This is a genomic window from Paenibacillus oleatilyticus (assembly GCF_018998565.1).
GTDB lineage: Bacteria > Bacillota > Bacilli > Paenibacillales > NBRC-103111 > Paenibacillus_G > Paenibacillus_G oleatilyticus.
On sequence record NZ_JAHNZO010000005.1, the window covers coordinates 125,029 to 139,438 of the forward strand.

The 14,410-nt window shown below is 56.5% G+C and carries 15 protein-coding genes; 10 read left to right on the forward strand and 5 right to left on the reverse strand.

Annotated features, from left to right (window positions below; all coding sequences use genetic code 11):
* Positions 1-3: 3 nt before the first annotated feature.
* Complete coding sequence (modB, locus tag KQX66_RS08370; protein ID WP_216791963.1) at positions 4-669, forward strand: molybdate ABC transporter permease subunit; 666 nt, start codon at positions 4-6, stop codon at positions 667-669.
* A 43-nt stretch (positions 670-712) separates the two neighbouring features.
* Here modB and KQX66_RS08375 read toward each other — a convergent pair whose 3' ends face one another.
* Positions 713-1,261 carry a DoxX family membrane protein gene (locus KQX66_RS08375; protein WP_216791965.1) on the reverse strand — a complete coding sequence of 183 codons (549 nt, stop codon included), beginning with the start codon at positions 1,259-1,261 and terminating at the stop codon, positions 713-715.
* A 587-nt stretch (positions 1,262-1,848) separates the two neighbouring features.
* On the opposite strand from KQX66_RS08375, the gene KQX66_RS08380 reads away from it, so the two are divergent.
* The 4 genes from KQX66_RS08380 to KQX66_RS08395 all read left to right on the forward strand — a co-directional run bounded on the left by KQX66_RS08380 (position 1,849) and on the right by KQX66_RS08395 (position 3,767).
* The gene (locus KQX66_RS08380; RefSeq protein WP_438804182.1) at positions 1,849-1,941 is read left to right on the forward strand and encodes a YjcZ family sporulation protein; all 93 of its coding nucleotides are present in this window, start codon (positions 1,849-1,851) and stop codon (positions 1,939-1,941) included.
* Between the two features lie 377 nt (positions 1,942-2,318).
* Positions 2,319-2,516: a hypothetical protein gene (locus KQX66_RS08385; protein ID WP_216791970.1), complete on the forward strand. Its 198-nt coding sequence runs from the start codon at positions 2,319-2,321 to the stop codon at positions 2,514-2,516.
* A 23-nt stretch (positions 2,517-2,539) separates the two neighbouring features.
* Positions 2,540-3,358 (forward strand): ferric iron reductase, encoded by an 819-nt coding sequence (locus KQX66_RS08390; protein WP_216791973.1) that lies wholly within the window; start codon positions 2,540-2,542, stop codon positions 3,356-3,358.
* 85 nt (positions 3,359-3,443) lie between these two features.
* The gene (locus KQX66_RS08395; RefSeq protein WP_036686265.1) at positions 3,444-3,767 is read left to right on the forward strand and encodes a DUF2325 domain-containing protein; all 324 of its coding nucleotides are present in this window, start codon (positions 3,444-3,446) and stop codon (positions 3,765-3,767) included.
* Between the two features lie 61 nt (positions 3,768-3,828).
* Here KQX66_RS08395 and KQX66_RS08400 read toward each other — a convergent pair whose 3' ends face one another.
* On the reverse strand, positions 3,829-4,515 hold the full coding sequence (locus KQX66_RS08400; protein ID WP_216791975.1) for a FadR/GntR family transcriptional regulator: 687 nt from the start codon (positions 4,513-4,515) through the stop codon (positions 3,829-3,831).
* Positions 4,512-4,904, reverse strand: coding sequence for a DUF2500 domain-containing protein (locus tag KQX66_RS08405; protein WP_216791978.1), 393 nt, complete (start codon positions 4,902-4,904; stop codon positions 4,512-4,514). Before KQX66_RS08405 ends, KQX66_RS08400 begins: the two co-directional genes overlap by 4 nt.
* A 211-nt stretch (positions 4,905-5,115) precedes the next feature.
* Between KQX66_RS08405 and KQX66_RS08410 the strand changes: the two genes are divergently transcribed.
* The 3 genes from KQX66_RS08410 (at position 5,116) to KQX66_RS08420 (ending at position 10,296) form a co-directional block, all read left to right on the forward strand.
* Complete coding sequence (locus KQX66_RS08410) at positions 5,116-6,648, forward strand: FAD-binding oxidoreductase (protein ID WP_216791980.1); 1,533 nt, start codon at positions 5,116-5,118, stop codon at positions 6,646-6,648.
* A 3-nt stretch (positions 6,649-6,651) separates the two neighbouring features.
* Positions 6,652-8,025, forward strand: coding sequence for a (Fe-S)-binding protein (locus KQX66_RS08415; protein ID WP_216791982.1), 1,374 nt, complete (start codon positions 6,652-6,654; stop codon positions 8,023-8,025).
* 576 nt (positions 8,026-8,601) lie between these two features.
* Positions 8,602-10,296 carry a methyl-accepting chemotaxis protein gene (locus KQX66_RS08420; RefSeq protein WP_216791984.1) on the forward strand — a complete coding sequence of 565 codons (1,695 nt, stop codon included), beginning with the start codon at positions 8,602-8,604 and terminating at the stop codon, positions 10,294-10,296.
* 95 nt (positions 10,297-10,391) lie between these two features.
* Here the strand turns inward: KQX66_RS08420 and KQX66_RS08425 are convergent, their stop codons facing one another.
* On the reverse strand, positions 10,392-12,131 hold the full coding sequence (locus tag KQX66_RS08425; RefSeq protein WP_306665868.1) for a methyl-accepting chemotaxis protein: 1,740 nt from the start codon (positions 12,129-12,131) through the stop codon (positions 10,392-10,394).
* A gap of 179 nt (positions 12,132-12,310) precedes the next feature.
* On the opposite strand from KQX66_RS08425, the gene KQX66_RS08430 reads away from it, so the two are divergent.
* Both KQX66_RS08430 and KQX66_RS08435 read left to right on the forward strand, forming a co-directional pair.
* Positions 12,311-12,769 carry a VOC family protein gene (locus KQX66_RS08430; RefSeq protein WP_216791989.1) on the forward strand — a complete coding sequence of 153 codons (459 nt, stop codon included), beginning with the start codon at positions 12,311-12,313 and terminating at the stop codon, positions 12,767-12,769.
* A 277-nt stretch (positions 12,770-13,046) separates the two neighbouring features.
* Positions 13,047-13,271: a hypothetical protein gene (locus KQX66_RS08435; RefSeq protein ID WP_216791992.1), complete on the forward strand. Its 225-nt coding sequence runs from the start codon at positions 13,047-13,049 to the stop codon at positions 13,269-13,271.
* Positions 13,272-13,541: 270 nt separating this feature from the next.
* On the opposite strand, the gene KQX66_RS08440 is transcribed toward KQX66_RS08435, so the two are convergent.
* A complete protein-coding gene (locus KQX66_RS08440; protein WP_216791994.1) occupies positions 13,542-14,366 on the reverse strand; it encodes an alpha/beta fold hydrolase in 825 nt (274 codons plus the stop codon).
* Between the last annotated feature and the right edge of the window lie 44 nt (positions 14,367-14,410).

Here is a 14,410-nt window from a genome sequence, read left to right on the forward strand (position 1 = left end):
GGTATGCCTGGCATCGATTGGAACGCTTTTCTGTCGCCGGTCCTGCTGTCGGTCAAAGTATCGCTGGTTGCCAGCGCGCTGGTGTTCGTCCTCGGGATCGCTGCGGCATGGGGCTTGTCCCGCCGCACGTTTCCGGGGAGAACGCTGCTGGAAACCGCGCTGATGCTGCCGCTGGTGCTTCCTCCGACCGTGATCGGCTTCATCCTGCTGGTGCTTCTCGGCAAGAAAAGCTGGTTCGGCCGCTGGATCGAGGAATGGTTCGCGGCTCCGCTCATCTTCACGTGGTGGGCTGCCGTCATCGCTGCGGTCGTGGTCGCCTTCCCGCTCGTGTACCAAACGATGAAGGTCGGCTTCGCTTCGGTCGACCGCAGCCTGGAGGACGCCGCGCGCTCCGCGGGAGCGGGCGAGTGGCAGGTGCTCCGCTACATTACGCTGCCGCTGGCCTGGCGCTCCCTCGCTACGGCTTACATTTTGGGCTTCGCCCGGGCGCTCGGCGAATTCGGGGCGACGCTGATGATCGCCGGCAATATCCCGGGGAAGACGCAGACCGTTCCGACCGCCATCTACATGGCGGTGGAATCCGGCCGCATGACGCTCGCCTGGTGGTGGACCGGCTCAATCATCGTCATTTCGTTTATGATGATGCTGATTGTGAATAAGAAAAAGTAAGACCACGGAATCGATCCGTGGTCTTCTTTGTCATAGGCTTGCTTTATACTCCCATCGGGGCACGGGTGCCGCCGGCGGTTTTGTTAGGATTATGGCCGTCTCCGCCTTTGTTACGGAACATTTTGCGGAGGTAAGGCAGTACGTAGTAGTCGCCACCGAATTTGCCGGTGTTGGCCCCTGCGGCCAAGAGGACGAAGCCGAGGAGGACCATCCAAGGGTTCGTGCTTACGGTTCCAGCGAACAGGAACATGAAGTTCATCACTAATCCGAAGAAGGCGGCTGCCGTCGCGAGTGTCCCGAGAATTAAGCCAAGACCGACGAGAAACTCACCGAGCGGGATCATGACGTTGATCAGCTTCGCGTTAGGCAAAGCGAAATTTTCGATAAACGCGTTGAAGGTCGGGTAAATCAATTCGTTTGTGGCCTTGTCCATTGGCGGTTTGGCGATAGCGCCCTTCAGGAAGCCGGTGGCGTCGAACCCGCCGGTAAGTTTGTGGAACCCGGCCGTAAGCCATGTCCATCCGACATATACGCGTAACACGAGCAGTAAGCCGGCAGCATACACGTTTTCTCTTAACCATTTCATAATCATCATAATCGCTCCCTTTGTTATCAAATTGTGTCTAAATTTTGACACATTCATTTTTTTCATTATTGCACAACGCTAAAGAGATGAAGAGGGATAAATTACCATCATTAAGGGATAATATCCATTTAAACTTACAGGATTAGATGGTCGATCGATCCATTCGATCTTCCAACAAGATATCGTGAAAAAATTCACAAATTCCAGTAAGAAAAATCGTTCGCTTGCCTTTCAATAAGGTAAGCGCCTTTGTTAAGGCAAGATCGGCTGCTATAGCAGTGTCGTCGGCCGGAGCGGGAACGAAGCACGGTGTTCATATCGCATGTTCCTTTCCTTTGATTGATGTCGGGATTTGCTTCCTCCCTACGCCTTTACTATAGCATGTCCGAGAGAAAAGAGATGTGAAAAAAGTCACACAGTCGAAAAATGTTTGATCCTGTCGCTTCAACCTGCCAAATGAATGGGCCCGTCTGAGTCCATGTTCCCCCCTCACTCGTCCATACCGGTTATTTGTCTTCCACATACATTAATCTTGTGAATATCCGACATGGGGAGTATGGCGGATATTCAATTTTGTCGAAGGAGTGATCATTGTGGGTGGTTTTGGCGGTTTCACATCGACAGGCGTCATCCTGGTTCTGTTCATTCTGCTCGTGATTGTCAGCTGCAGCCTCTTGTTCATCTAAGCTTCCTGAGTGGAAGCAACGGCAAGCCGGGCACCTGTGAGGGCCCGGCTTTTTCCAATGAAAGCCGTGTTCTCATTTGCAAAAAATATGGCGGCCGATTTGTTTAATTTGCGGTCTGGACCAGATCCACTGCGAGGTACTGCGGACTATAGACCCGGTTCAAAATAACGCAGCCACCGTCACTTGGCCGGTGTAGGGCTCGCCCCTCCTTGCATTAATTTGGAGCGAATTTCAAGTTTTATGCATCGTCCGGCAGCCGGGCCACGAGCATTAGGAGAAAAGAGGCACCCCATTGACAACGAGAATGATAACCATTATCATTTGTGATATACATGTTGTTGAGAATCATTATCATACAATAAGAGGAGGAGCCGTCCGTGGGTTTGCTGTATGAGCTGATCAGGCATAGAAACCTTAGCCGGGCAGGCAGCATTGCGGACCGTTCGATTCCCGACAGACTACAGCCGCAGCCGGAAGATCGCCGGTACGGTTCATACATACAGAGGATATCGGTTCAAGTGTTGGAAGAGGAAAAGGCTCAGGGGAGCATCGAAAGAGCGCCCGAGCGCCAATAACCGGAACGGGAAGGGAGAGCGGCATGGAGCAGGCAAGGAATGAAGCGCTGGCGGAGCAAGGTCTCAGTGAGCTGGAGGCGCAGTTTTTTTTCATACGGGGGCTTCCCGACGAGGGGGAGCTATCGGTCAAGCTGTCGCAGCTGCTCGAACGCCGGCATGCGGACATGCTTCTGGTGAAGTACGGCAAGCATATCCGCGCGTTGGATGAGCAGGCGCCTGCCACTTACTTTAGCGGCTGGCTCGGCATGCTGTGCGCGGCGCAGCAGTATATGATCAGCCGGTATGATGCGGCGTTCGATTTTTCGCCGGGCAATCTGACGGTCAATTTGTATCTGAAGGAAGGCCGTCCGATGTTCGGGTTCCGGCTTCATGACGCCAAGACGCTGTCGGTGCCTGCGGAAGACCGGGCCGGGTGGAGACGCCAGGCGCTCTCCGCCTTGTACGGAGAGACGCTTCGGCCGCTGCTCGCATCGCTGGCGCAAGCGGCAGGGCTTGACGCGGGGCAGCTGTGGGGACAGATCGCGACACGGATGTACTACGTGCATGATATGGCGCTAGCCAAAGCCGATAGCGAAGAGCTGCGGGCCAAGCTGACGGAGGACTTTCAGGCGCTGCTGTCGGACTTGCCGCCGGACGTATTCGGCCGGCCGCGGCATCCGCTCGATGTGAAGTTCCGCTACGTCGACGATCCGCGGAATCCCGGAGAGCGGCTGCGGATGAAAGTCAGCTGCTGTCTCGCTTACAAGACGGATACGGATCACGGGTATTGCTATACCTGTCCGCGGATGAGCAGTGCCGAGCGCGAGGAACGGAAGCTCAAGCTGCTCGCGGGCGCGAAATAACGAGAATCGAAGGCATACACGATAAAAATACATGCGCGGAAGGCTCTCTCAGGAGACAGCCGTTTACGAAAAGGAGGCTCGAAACATGCCGTCGATTTTGGTCGTAGGAGCGGATCATCTGGGCAATATGCCCGATCATCTGGCGAATATCGGTTTTGACGAAGTGATGCATATGTCCGGACGCAAATGCCAAATGGTGAAGAAGGGGATTCCGGAAAAGGTGGACGCGGTGCTTGTGCTGACGGATTACGTCAATCACAATCTGACCAAAGCCATCAAGCAGCAAGCGAAGGAACAGGAAGTGCCGATTTATTATGCGAAGCGTTCGTGGTGCTCGGTGCAGAAGGCGCTCTGCTCCTGCGCGGACGGCTGCGAATGGTTGAAAAAGGGCGGAGGAGCCGCCCATTAAACGAGGAAAGCCTGTCGGAATATGCCGGCGGGCTTTTTCGTATGCACATGGCCGTATGCCATCAGGCTTCGTAGGTTAAACGGCGGAGCATCCGCTCCACCTTGCGCAAGTGGGAGGCGACGCGTTCTCTGGCAAGGGCAGTGTCCTGCAGCCGGACCGCGTCGACGATGGCTTGGTGCTCTTCGGAGAGCCGGACGGTCTGGCTCTGCTCCGCGAACAGCCACAGTCGGCGGCTTTCCCGCATCGCCGGACCCATGGTCAGGAACAGCGTCTCCAGCGTGCGTACGAGCAGCTCGTTGCCGGACGCTCCAGCCAGCTTCAGGTGAAACCGGATATCGCATTGCTCCAGTTTGTCCTCGTCGGTCAGGGAAGCCATCTCGGCGAGGATCTTGTCCAGCTCGATCAGATGGTCGTTGCTGCGGCGCGCCGCGGCCAGCGCTGCGCCTTCGGTTTCCAGGATGAAGCGCAGCTCAAGCCATTGCCGGAGCTGCTCCACGTTGCTGATCTCGGGCGCTTCGATCTGAAGCGCGCCGCTATTGCGGAGCACGAACGTTCCGCCGCCGTGGCGGACGTCCACCCAGCCGTGCGCTTTCAGCGACATGAGTGCTTCCCGGATCGTGGAGCGGCCGACGCCGAACTTCACGGCGAGCTGCTCGACCGAGTCGATCCGGGAACCGACCGGCCAGACGCCCTGCTCGATTTGCTCGCGAAGGGCGTCGGCGACGATTTCATAGCCTTTGCGGATCATGAATGCTCTTCCTTTCTCATGCGGACAAAATCAATGAAGCGGGTGCCCTGATACGTCAGCTCGCCGAAATCCCCTTCGACCAGCAGTCCGTATTGGGGGCCTTTCAAAGGAAGCTCAACCCGTCCGCCGTCCTCGAATTCGAAGGTCGCGAAATATTTCGTAAACGCTCTCGAATCTCCGGACCCGCCCGACACCTGCGTGCGTTTGGCGACGACCCGGCAGGGGGCGATAAGACGATCGGCCGCATTGTTGGCGGACCAGACGGAGACAGAAGAGAAAATCCCGTACAAGACGGCACCTACGATCAGAACCAGGATAAGCACAAAGAAGAAAATGAAGAAGGGCGGAGGCCCGTCGAGAGGACCCCTTGGAGTTGAGAAAAAATCCATGACATTCCCTCCAGTCGAGACGTAAGCCGACATTATGCAGCGGCTATGCATGAAGTGACAGCATACAAGATTTCCCTTATTGTACCATGTTTGCCGGGGCGAATCATGTCGGCTTGCGGTACGACGGAAGCATTGACGGAGGAAGTCGGGTGCTTTTATAATAAAGTCATCAGATGACCTGATTAATTCGGGACATACGGGAGGGAACGCTTTGCTGGTTGCAGCAGTTTGTCAAGAATTAAGAAGGATTGTCGGGGACGCCTGGTTCCGCGACGATACCGAAACGCTCGTTTCGTACAGCTACGATGCTACGCCGCTATATCAATCGATGCCGGACGGCGTTATTTTTCCCGCTTCGACGGAAGAAGTGGCGGCGGTGATGCGCGTCTGCGCCCAGCACCGGATTCCGGTGGTCACCCGCGGGGCGGGCAGCAATCTGTGTGCGGGCGTGGTACCGCTGCACGGGGGGCTGATTATGGTCATGACGCGAATGAACCAGTTGCTAGAGATCGATCAGGACAACCTGACGGCGACGTTCCAGACAGGTCTGAATACTAAGCGCTTTCATACGGCTGTCGAGGAGACGGGGCTGTTTTATCCGCCGGACCCGAGCAGCATGATCATCTGCACGATGGGCGGCAACATCGCCCTGGGCGCAGGCGGGCTGCGCGGGCTCAAGTACGGCACGACCAAGGACTATGTCATCGGGCTTGAGGCGGTGCTGGCGAGCGGCGAGGTGCTGCGGACGGGAGGCAAGCTGGTGAAGGATGTCGCGGGCTACGACTTGACGCGGCTGCTCGTAGGGTCCGGGGGCACGCTGGCGATTTTGACGGAAGCGACGGTCAAGCTTGTGCCGAAGCCGGCGTACCGGCGGGCGATGATCGCGGTTTTCGCCGATTTGCCGGCGGCGGCGCGGACGGTGTCGCAGATTATTGCGAACCGGATTACACCCTGTACGCTTGAGTTCATGGATCAGGCGACGATCGAGGTGGTGGAGGCGTTCGCCAAAATCGGCCTTCCGGTCGATGCGCAGGCGATCTTGGCGATCGAGCAGGACGGCGACGAGGCGCAGGTGGAGAAGGACCTGGAGCTGATCGAGACGATCTGCCGACGCGAAGGGGCGATCCAGGTGAAGGTGGCCGCGACGCCGGAGGAGGGGGCCAAAGTGATGGAAGCACGGCGCAGCGCGCTGGCGGCGCTCTCCCGGCTGCGGCCGACAACCATTCTGGAGGACGCGACGGTGCCGCGCTCGAAGATTGCCGACATGGTGCTGGAGGTGCAGCGCATTGCGGCGAAGCACAACGTGCGGATCTGCACGTTCGGTCATGCGGGCGACGGAAACCTGCACCCGACGGCGATGACCGATGCGCGGGATGCGGAGGAGATTCACCGGGTAGAGCTGGCGTTCGAGGAAATTTTCGACGCGGCGATCCGGCTCGGAGGCACGATCACCGGGGAGCACGGCGTAGGGCATGTGAAAGCGCCGTATCTGGAATGGAAGGTCGGCGCGTCCGGCATCAGCCTGATGAAGCGGCTGAAGCAGGCGTTCGATCCGGACGGCTTGCTCAATCCCGGCAAGCTGTTCGCGGAGACGCGCAAGCGCATTGTATTTACGTCGGAGCCGGGAGCGGGAAACGAAGCGGGTGGAACCACAGGGCCGGAGCAAGCCGGTGCCGGGGAAACGGGCTTGTCCGGGGACTCGCTTGAGGACGGCCGCGATCCGGCAGTGAAAGGCGGTGCGTGACGCATGAGCACGGAGATCAAGCAACTGACCGAGAAGCTGCAGCTCACGCTCGATCCCGATCAGCTGACCAACTGCATGCGCTGCGGCTTTTGCCAGACGGCTTGTCCGACGTTTCAGGAGACGGGGCTGGAGGCGGCGTCGCCGCGGGGCCGGATCGCGCTGATGAAGGCCGTCTATGACGGCAAGATGGAGCCGGACGCGGCGTTCCGCTCGCAGATGGAGCTATGCCTCGGCTGTCGGGCCTGCGAGCCGGCCTGCCCGTCGGATGTCAAGTACGGTCAGCTCATCGAACAGGCCCGCGAGTCGATCGCGGCGGTAACTGCCGAGCGGTGGCCGGTGCGGACGGTGAAGCGGCTGTTCATGGAGCGGCTGTTTCCGCATCACGGCCGGATGCGGCTGCTCGGCTCGTCGCTGAAGCTGTACCAAACGAGCGGATTGCAGAAGCTGGCGCGCGGGCTCGGCGTCATGAAGCTGTTCCCGCCTCATATGCGCGAGATGGAAGCGGTGCTGCCGCAAGCGGCCGGCGACGGCGTCATCCGCCGTTGGGAGAAGCTCGGCCTGCCTGCCCGTTGGGAACAGGGCGAAGGCGGACAGTCGCTGCTCGTGATCCCGGCCGAGGGCGAACGTCTCGGGCGGGTCGGGATGTTCCGCGGCTGCATTATGGATGTGCTATTCACGGAGACGAACGTGAACACGATCAAACTGCTCCGCCTGGCAGGCTACGAGGTCGTGGTCCCGGCCTCGCAGACGTGCTGCGGCGCGCTGCACGCCCATGCCGGCGAACGGGAGAGCGCCCGCCGTCTGGCCTGGACCAACATCGCCGCCTTCGGCGCGGCCCGCGTAGATGCCGTCGTCAGCAACGCCGGCGGCTGCGGCGCTACCCTGAAGGAGGTGGACCACCTCCTTCACGGCGATCCCGAGGAGGCGGAGGCCCGCCGGTTCGCCGCGCAGGTCCGCGACGTATCGGAGCTGCTCGCCGAAGGGCGTCCGCTGCCGCTGAAGCCGCTCGGCCAGGGGGCGGAGCAGGTGACGGTCACGTACCAGGACTCGTGTCATCTGCGCAACGTGATGCGCGTCTCATCGGCCCCGCGGCAGCTGATCCGGACCGTGCCCGGCGCGAAGCTGCAGGAGCTGCCTGACGCCGACCGCTGCTGCGGCTCCGCCGGGATCTACAATTTGACGCAGCCGGAGATGTCCGCCAGCGTGCTCGACCATAAGATGGAGCAAGTGGAGCGCACCCGGGCGCACGTCATTCTGACGGCGAATCCGGGCTGTCTGCTTCAGATGAAATGGGGCGTGCACCGCCACGGGAAAGACAAGACGATGCAGGCGATGCATCTGGTTGATTTTCTCGCCGAATCGGCGGGGGAGCGGTAGTACGCAGCGTCACCCTAATGCCGGCATATCCGTTGAGGATTATGCCGATCAGAGTGTTGAGAAAGTGGTCTAAGCAAAAATAGAGAAACAAACGGAGGTGGGGAATCCACTGGAGAAGCGATAGCGGCCGCCTTTGTCTTCGGGAAATGTCCGCTAGTAAGCGGCTTCCAATCAAATTTCCCGAAGACAAGAGTGGTCGGAAGTGGATACCCCACCCCTTCGTTACCTCTATAATCCCATTTGACCACTTTCTCAACAAGCTCGCCGGCATATCCGTTGAGGATATGCCGGTTTTTGCTATTGACGCTCTGCATAAGCACCAAAACGGGCTTGTCCCCGGTCCGCTCTTCAATCGACTCCAGCGCTTCGGATACCTTCACCTTGCTTTTTCCGCCAGCTGTTATCCTTTTCTCCTTAGGGAATTTGTCGAAAAAAATAAAAAAAGATGCGCCGATCTCTTAAAAATAACGTGTTAAAAGCGGAATGTAAAAATTTTAATATCAAATCCTTGTCTAAAAATGTCGATAAATATGTTGAAAAATGTCGAATAAAATCAGGACTTCAGGGGGACTGCGGATGAAGATTTCAAGCTGGTTAAAGGTGATGGGCGGACTTTTATTGGTATTATCGCTGCTCAACTGGTTCAGCGTCAGCAAGCTGGAGAACGGGATCGCCCAGGAGCGGCTGGCGGTACAACGGCAGGCGGAGTTCAAGCAGCTCGGCTTCGACTTGAAGAACGCCTCCGATTACTTGACCGAAGAGATGAGAAGATATGTTCAGTTCGGGGACAAGCAGCATTACGATAATTATTGGAAAGAGGTCAAGGAGACCAAGTCGCGCGACAAGGTTCTCGAACAGCTGAAAGCGCTTCAAGCGCCGCAGGAAGAGCTGGATCTGATCGAGAAAGCGAAGAACAGCTCCGACACCTTGATCAAAACCGAGGAAGCCGCCATGAAGGCGGTGGAGGAGAAAAATTTCGACAATGCCCGGAAGCTTATGTTCGGCGAACAGTACGATGCCAGCAAAAAAGAAATTATGGGCTATATCCAGCAGTTTCAAACCAAGATGAACACCCGGGCCCAGCAGGAAGCGGACGCGGCCCGTCAGACGGCTACCTCCATGATGAACTTCGCGGTAATCCTGCTGGTGGTGACGTTCCTGACCTTGTTCGGCATTTTTGCTTTGATCTTTATCAAGCTGCGGCCTTTAAAAACGGTGAATGAGAAAATTGCCGAGCTGGCCGGCAACGGCGGCGATCTGACGGCGAGGCTGACCTCGAATACGAAGGACGAGATCGGCGAAATCGCAGGCTCGCTTAACCGGATGCTGGACAGTCTGCACGGCATGATCAAGGAGATTACCGGCACCTCCGAGAAGGTCTGGGAGACGTCGGAGAAGCTGATTGCCAATACGAAGCAAACCTTTGCCGCAACCGAGGAAATCGGCAAGCGGATGGCGGTGATCGAGCAAGGGGCCGTCATTTCGGTGCAGAACACGCTGGACGGATCGCGGGCCATCGAAGAAATGGCCAAAGGCGTGCAGCGGGTGGCCGAATCGGCTACCGAGCTGTCCGAGGCCGCTGTGGATACGGAGAAAGAAGCTGTGGACGGCTTCGGCCAGATGGAACAGGCCAAGCGGCAAATGGACCAGATCGACGAGTCCGTTACCAAATCTGCCGAGATCGTATCCAAGCTGGACGAACGCTCGTCCCATATCGGGCAAATTGCCGATACGATCGCTACGTTGTCCAAGCAGACGAATCTGCTTGCGCTCAACGCTTCGATCGAAGCGGCCCGGGCGGGCGAGCATGGCCGGGGCTTCGCGGTCGTGGCGGCGGAAATCCGCAAGCTGGCGGAAGGCTCCGCCGCCTCGGCAGGACAGATCGGCGAGCTGCTCCAGGAAATTCGCAGCGATTCGACGGAAACGGTCAAAGCGATGCAGCGGGTAAGCGAAGAGGTGGCCCTGGGCAGCCACAAGGTGCGGGCCGCCAGCGATTCGTTCCAAAAAATATTGCAGGCCACCAAAGAGGTCGCCGTCCAAATCCAAGAGGTTTCGGCCATTTCGGAGGAAATGGCGGCAGGCTCGGAGGAAATTGCCGCCTCCGTCTCCGATATGGCCGATGTGGCCAGAGAATCTCTGGACGGCGTGCAGATCGTCAATGACAAAACCCAAGCGCAAACCGCTTTGGTGCAGGAGGTTTCCTCCTTGTCCGAAGGATTGAGCCGGGAGGCGGAAAATCTGGAAACGCTGGTCCGCAAGTTTACAATATAAGCATGAAACCATGTGCGAAATGGAAAAGGGAGGAAGTCCGCAGCGCGTATACGCTGCAGGGACTTCCTCCCTTTTTTGGGACGCCTGGAGCGCCCTTACAATTTGAACCGGTTGACCAGTTCGGATAAATCCTGCGCCGTCCGGCTTAACGATTCCGCGGACGAAGCAATTTCTTCCGCAGAGGCGAGCTGTTCTTCGGTCGTAGCGGCAATCGTCTGTGCCGACTCGGCGGAATGTCTGGCAATTTGGTTCATCTCCGAAGCGGAAGCGGACACCTGCTCCGAGCTTGCCGCCATTTCTTCGGCTGCCGCCGCCACTTCCTGAATTTTACCGGAGACGTCGTTTGCGGTACGGGTGATTTGCTGGAACGCTTCATCCGCCTCGGTCACGGCTTGGAGGCCGATTCGCACCTCCGACAAGCTGCGGTTCATCGTGAGCACCGCTTTGGACGTATCGGTTTGAATCTGTGTGATGATGTCCGAGATGCTTTGAACGGCTTCGCCGGACTGCTGGGCAAGCTTCTTCACCTCGTTCGCGACGACGGCGAAGCCTTGTCCATGCTCACCCGCTCTTGCCGCCTCGATGGAGGCGTTGAGCGCCAAGAGACCCGTTTGCGAAGCGATGTCGTTGATGATTTGCAGAATGCCGCCGACGTTCACGGAATGCGTCTCCAACGTCTTGATATCGTCGCTCGCTTGTCCGACCGAATCGCTTAGAGCGTTCATTCGGCTCCTCGCTGCTTGAATGGCGTCATTGCCATGCTGCGCTTGGACGGCGGATTCTTGAGACAGCTCGGATACGTCCGACGTCGTTTCGGCGATGCGTTGAATGCCTGCGGCCATCTCTTCCATCGCTCTTCCGGTTTCGTCCGAGCGCATCAGCTGACTTTCCGTGCCGGAAGCCATCTCTTGGATGGACAGCGTAACGGTTTTGGTCGCTATCGTATTTTGCTCCGAGCTGGCTTGCAGCTCCTCGGAGGAAGCGGCAACCGTCGTGGATGCTTCTTGAATTTGCACCACGGTCATTTTGAGATGAGCTACCATATCGTTCAGGGAAACAACCAGACTTCCGATCTCGTCCTTTTGCTTAACCGCGAGCGGTTCGACCGTCAAGTCGCCGCCGGCCACCCGGTGCAGCGCTTCGGATACAAGCTTCACGGGCTTGGATATGATGCGGATCATCACGATGACCAAGGCGATTCCGATTATGACCGAAATAACGATTATGCCAATCGTAAGCTGGATAGTGCTTTGATAGATTTGCCCGCTTTCCTGCGTTGCCGTCTTGGCGCCTTCGTTATTGATTTTGATCATCTTGTCCAGCAGCTTTTGCATTTCGTCATAGGTTTGCTGGGATTGCGCCATCATCGCCGTCAGTTCTTTTTCCTGCTTCACCGCGCCTCGAACCAGGTCGATTTGCTTGCCCAACGTTACGGTGCGATCATAAACTTCTTTATAACTGTTCCATTTCGCCCGAAGCTGCTCCGTATTGATGCGATCTTCGTCGCTAACGAACGTCTCGCTGTATAGATCCAGCTGCTTGTCGATTTCCGCAAACGTAGCATCGGCTTCCTGAATGTATTGTTGTTTTTTGGCGACTTCCGGATTGGTCAAAATTTTATATTGCAAAACAAGAACGTGTTCTGTCAAGTAGTTAACGTTGTTGGCAATCCCTACTCCCGAAAGCCAAGCGCCGGTAATTTCCTCCGTCTTGGATTGCATCTTTGCTCCCCGGTCCAGCGAGTTGAGGCCGAAGCCGGCCAGCAGCAAGATCAGGAGCAAAAACGACAAGAACAGTTTTCTCCCGACTGATAGCATAAAGTGATGTTTGCCCATTATGTTCTCTCCTTTGTTGTGTTCACTCCTTTTATCGACACAATTCGATAAAATTATGAGGTATTTTCTGGGTGAATTTTTTGGTTGTTAAAACAAATTGGAAGAGTATGCGTTTTCGCGTGCTTTTGTGCTACACTGTCATCGAAAGGGAGGACATCTAAACTGGAAAGGCGACCCCCGTGATACAAGGATTGTACGAAGCTCATTTGCCGGTAAGAGATCTGAAGCGATCCATCGCGTTTTATGAAAACATCGGCCTGGAACTGGCGCATCAAGGCCGCGGCCTGGCCTTTTTCTGGATTGAGAAGGGAAAGAGCTGGCTCGGTCTGTGGGAGGCGGAACAGGTGAACGTCCCGTACCATCCGTCGTTAAGACATATCGCCTTTCAAGTGGAACTGGAGGATATAAAGCGGGCCAAGCAGTGGCTTGCGGACAAGGGGATTGAGGTGAGGGAAGCTTTCGGGTTTGCGCCGACGGGTCCCATCGTGCTGCCCAACCGGCCACATGCGCACGCAGCCATATATTTCGAGGACCCGGACGGCAATTCGCTGGAGTTCATTTGCCCGATTGAGCTGGACACGTCTCCCCTGACGCAGATGATCTACTTGGAAGAGTGGGAGAATCAGCTCAAGGGATGATGGCGCACAGTGGATAAACCACTTTTCGTAGTTGAAAAAATTTGGTTGAATCGTTCCAGTGTCGATTGCATGTTTTTCAGAAAAATGGAGCGGAGGTGATGTTGAAGAATTAGATGAACTGAGAGACGTTCTACTGGTGGGAGGAGGAGGACTTGTGCTCGGTTCGCTTTTACGAGCCAACAGGTCAACACTTCCATCTCTACAGCGCTACCTGGGTTCTGCCAATCAGATCATTTACTTCGTAAGGCGGTATTTACCTAAATTAGGAGGTATTTATATGAAACTGAAAAAAACACTGTCTACTCTTATTATTTCCGGAGCCCTCTTGCTCTCGGCTCAACCGGCGTTTGCTGCTTATGAATCTGAACCCAACGACGAGTTGGAAACTGCACAAGTAATTAACCTCAATACACTCTATGAGGCAACCTTTTCCGCTCCATCAGACAGAGATTGGTTTCAATTTACTATACCATCTAATGGAGATTTACATTGTATCTTCTAAACCATCCGGAACCAACTTTTATATTATTCCATGGAAATATAATAATGCTACAGGAGAATGGGTAAATGTATTTAGTACTATTGAGCATGCCCCGACAAGAACTCACGATGTTATTGTTCTGAGAGATGTTAAGGCCGGTGATAGATTCGCGTATCAAGTCTACAATCACAGTAGTTCTACCAATGTTCCATACTACACCTATTTTGAAAGTTGATAGTCGTTATTAGATGTAAAGGGGCTGCAACGTGCGCCCCTTTTTTATATTCAAATTTAACAAGTGTCCCGCGCCACCGTATCGAGCCAGAGTCCGACATGATGCTGCACCAGCTCCCGCTGTTCGATCTGCAGCAGATGGCCGGCTCCGTCCAATATGGCATAGGTTGCACGAGGGAACGATTCCAGCACGCGAAAATGATCCTTGTACCCGCAGATCGCGTCCTGCCGTCCGAGGAGAAACAGCGTCGGCTGCGGAAAACGGCTGTCCTCCGGGATCGGATCGCATTGAAAATGGTACCCTTGCGTGCGCCACTCCGAAGACAGAAATGCACGGTCGGCGAGCGGACGCCCCGGCTGCCATTCCTCCCGGAACAGTTCCCAGTTCGCCCGCGATTGCACGGTGGCCAACGTTTCGAAGGCTGCCCGTACCTCCGGATCGAGCTCGGCCAGCAGCGCCTCGTCGCGGACCGGCACGCTTCGTTCGGGGAGGGTGCGGGTCTTCCGGTGAAGCGCCGGAGCGAGAAGACACAGCCCGTCCGCCCGGCGGTGCTCGGCGCGCCAGATCCCTTGCGCCATGTAGCCGCCGAACGACATCCCCATGAGCGCGAACCGCTCGTTGTCCGGCAGGATCGCCCGGAGGCCGTCCAGCAGAACCGACAGCAGGTCGTCGGAGGTTTTCATCCAAGGCTCAACCGGACTCCGTCCGTGTGCCGGAATGTCGACGTAGATCCGCTTCCAGCCCGGCCGTTGCTCGAACAGCGGCTCCATCCACGCCATCATCGACCGGTGGTCGGTCGCCAGCGCATGCAGCACGATCAGCGGGTATCCTTCGCCACGGGTTTCGTAGTTTAGAGGCGGATTTGTTTTTTCGTTATTCATTCTAGCTCTGGCCCACTTTCCTTAGTCAGTCGCCGGTAATAACA

What these genes read in the sequence shown, in the direction of transcription:
- modB (WP_216791963.1), top strand. Translation starts at nt 4, where the DNA reads ATGCCTGGCATCGATTGGAACGCTTTTCTGTCGCCGGTCCTGCTGTCG.
- KQX66_RS08375 (WP_216791965.1), bottom strand. Translation starts at nt 1,261, where the DNA reads ATGATTATGAAATGGTTAAGAGAAAACGTGTATGCTGCCGGCTTACTG.
- KQX66_RS08390 (WP_216791973.1), top strand. Translation starts at nt 2,540, where the DNA reads ATGGAGCAGGCAAGGAATGAAGCGCTGGCGGAGCAAGGTCTCAGTGAG.
- KQX66_RS08395 (WP_036686265.1), top strand. Translation starts at nt 3,444, where the DNA reads ATGCCGTCGATTTTGGTCGTAGGAGCGGATCATCTGGGCAATATGCCC.
- KQX66_RS08400 (WP_216791975.1), bottom strand. Translation starts at nt 4,515, where the DNA reads ATGATCCGCAAAGGCTATGAAATCGTCGCCGACGCCCTTCGCGAGCAA.
- KQX66_RS08405 (WP_216791978.1), bottom strand. Translation starts at nt 4,904, where the DNA reads ATGGATTTTTTCTCAACTCCAAGGGGTCCTCTCGACGGGCCTCCGCCC.
- KQX66_RS08415 (WP_216791982.1), top strand. Translation starts at nt 6,652, where the DNA reads ATGAGCACGGAGATCAAGCAACTGACCGAGAAGCTGCAGCTCACGCTC.
- KQX66_RS08420 (WP_216791984.1), top strand. Translation starts at nt 8,602, where the DNA reads ATGAAGATTTCAAGCTGGTTAAAGGTGATGGGCGGACTTTTATTGGTA.
- KQX66_RS08425 (WP_306665868.1), bottom strand. Translation starts at nt 12,131, where the DNA reads ATGGGCAAACATCACTTTATGCTATCAGTCGGGAGAAAACTGTTCTTG.
- KQX66_RS08435 (WP_216791992.1), top strand. Translation starts at nt 13,047, where the DNA reads ATGAAACTGAAAAAAACACTGTCTACTCTTATTATTTCCGGAGCCCTC.
- KQX66_RS08440 (WP_216791994.1), bottom strand. Translation starts at nt 14,366, where the DNA reads ATGAATAACGAAAAAACAAATCCGCCTCTAAACTACGAAACCCGTGGC.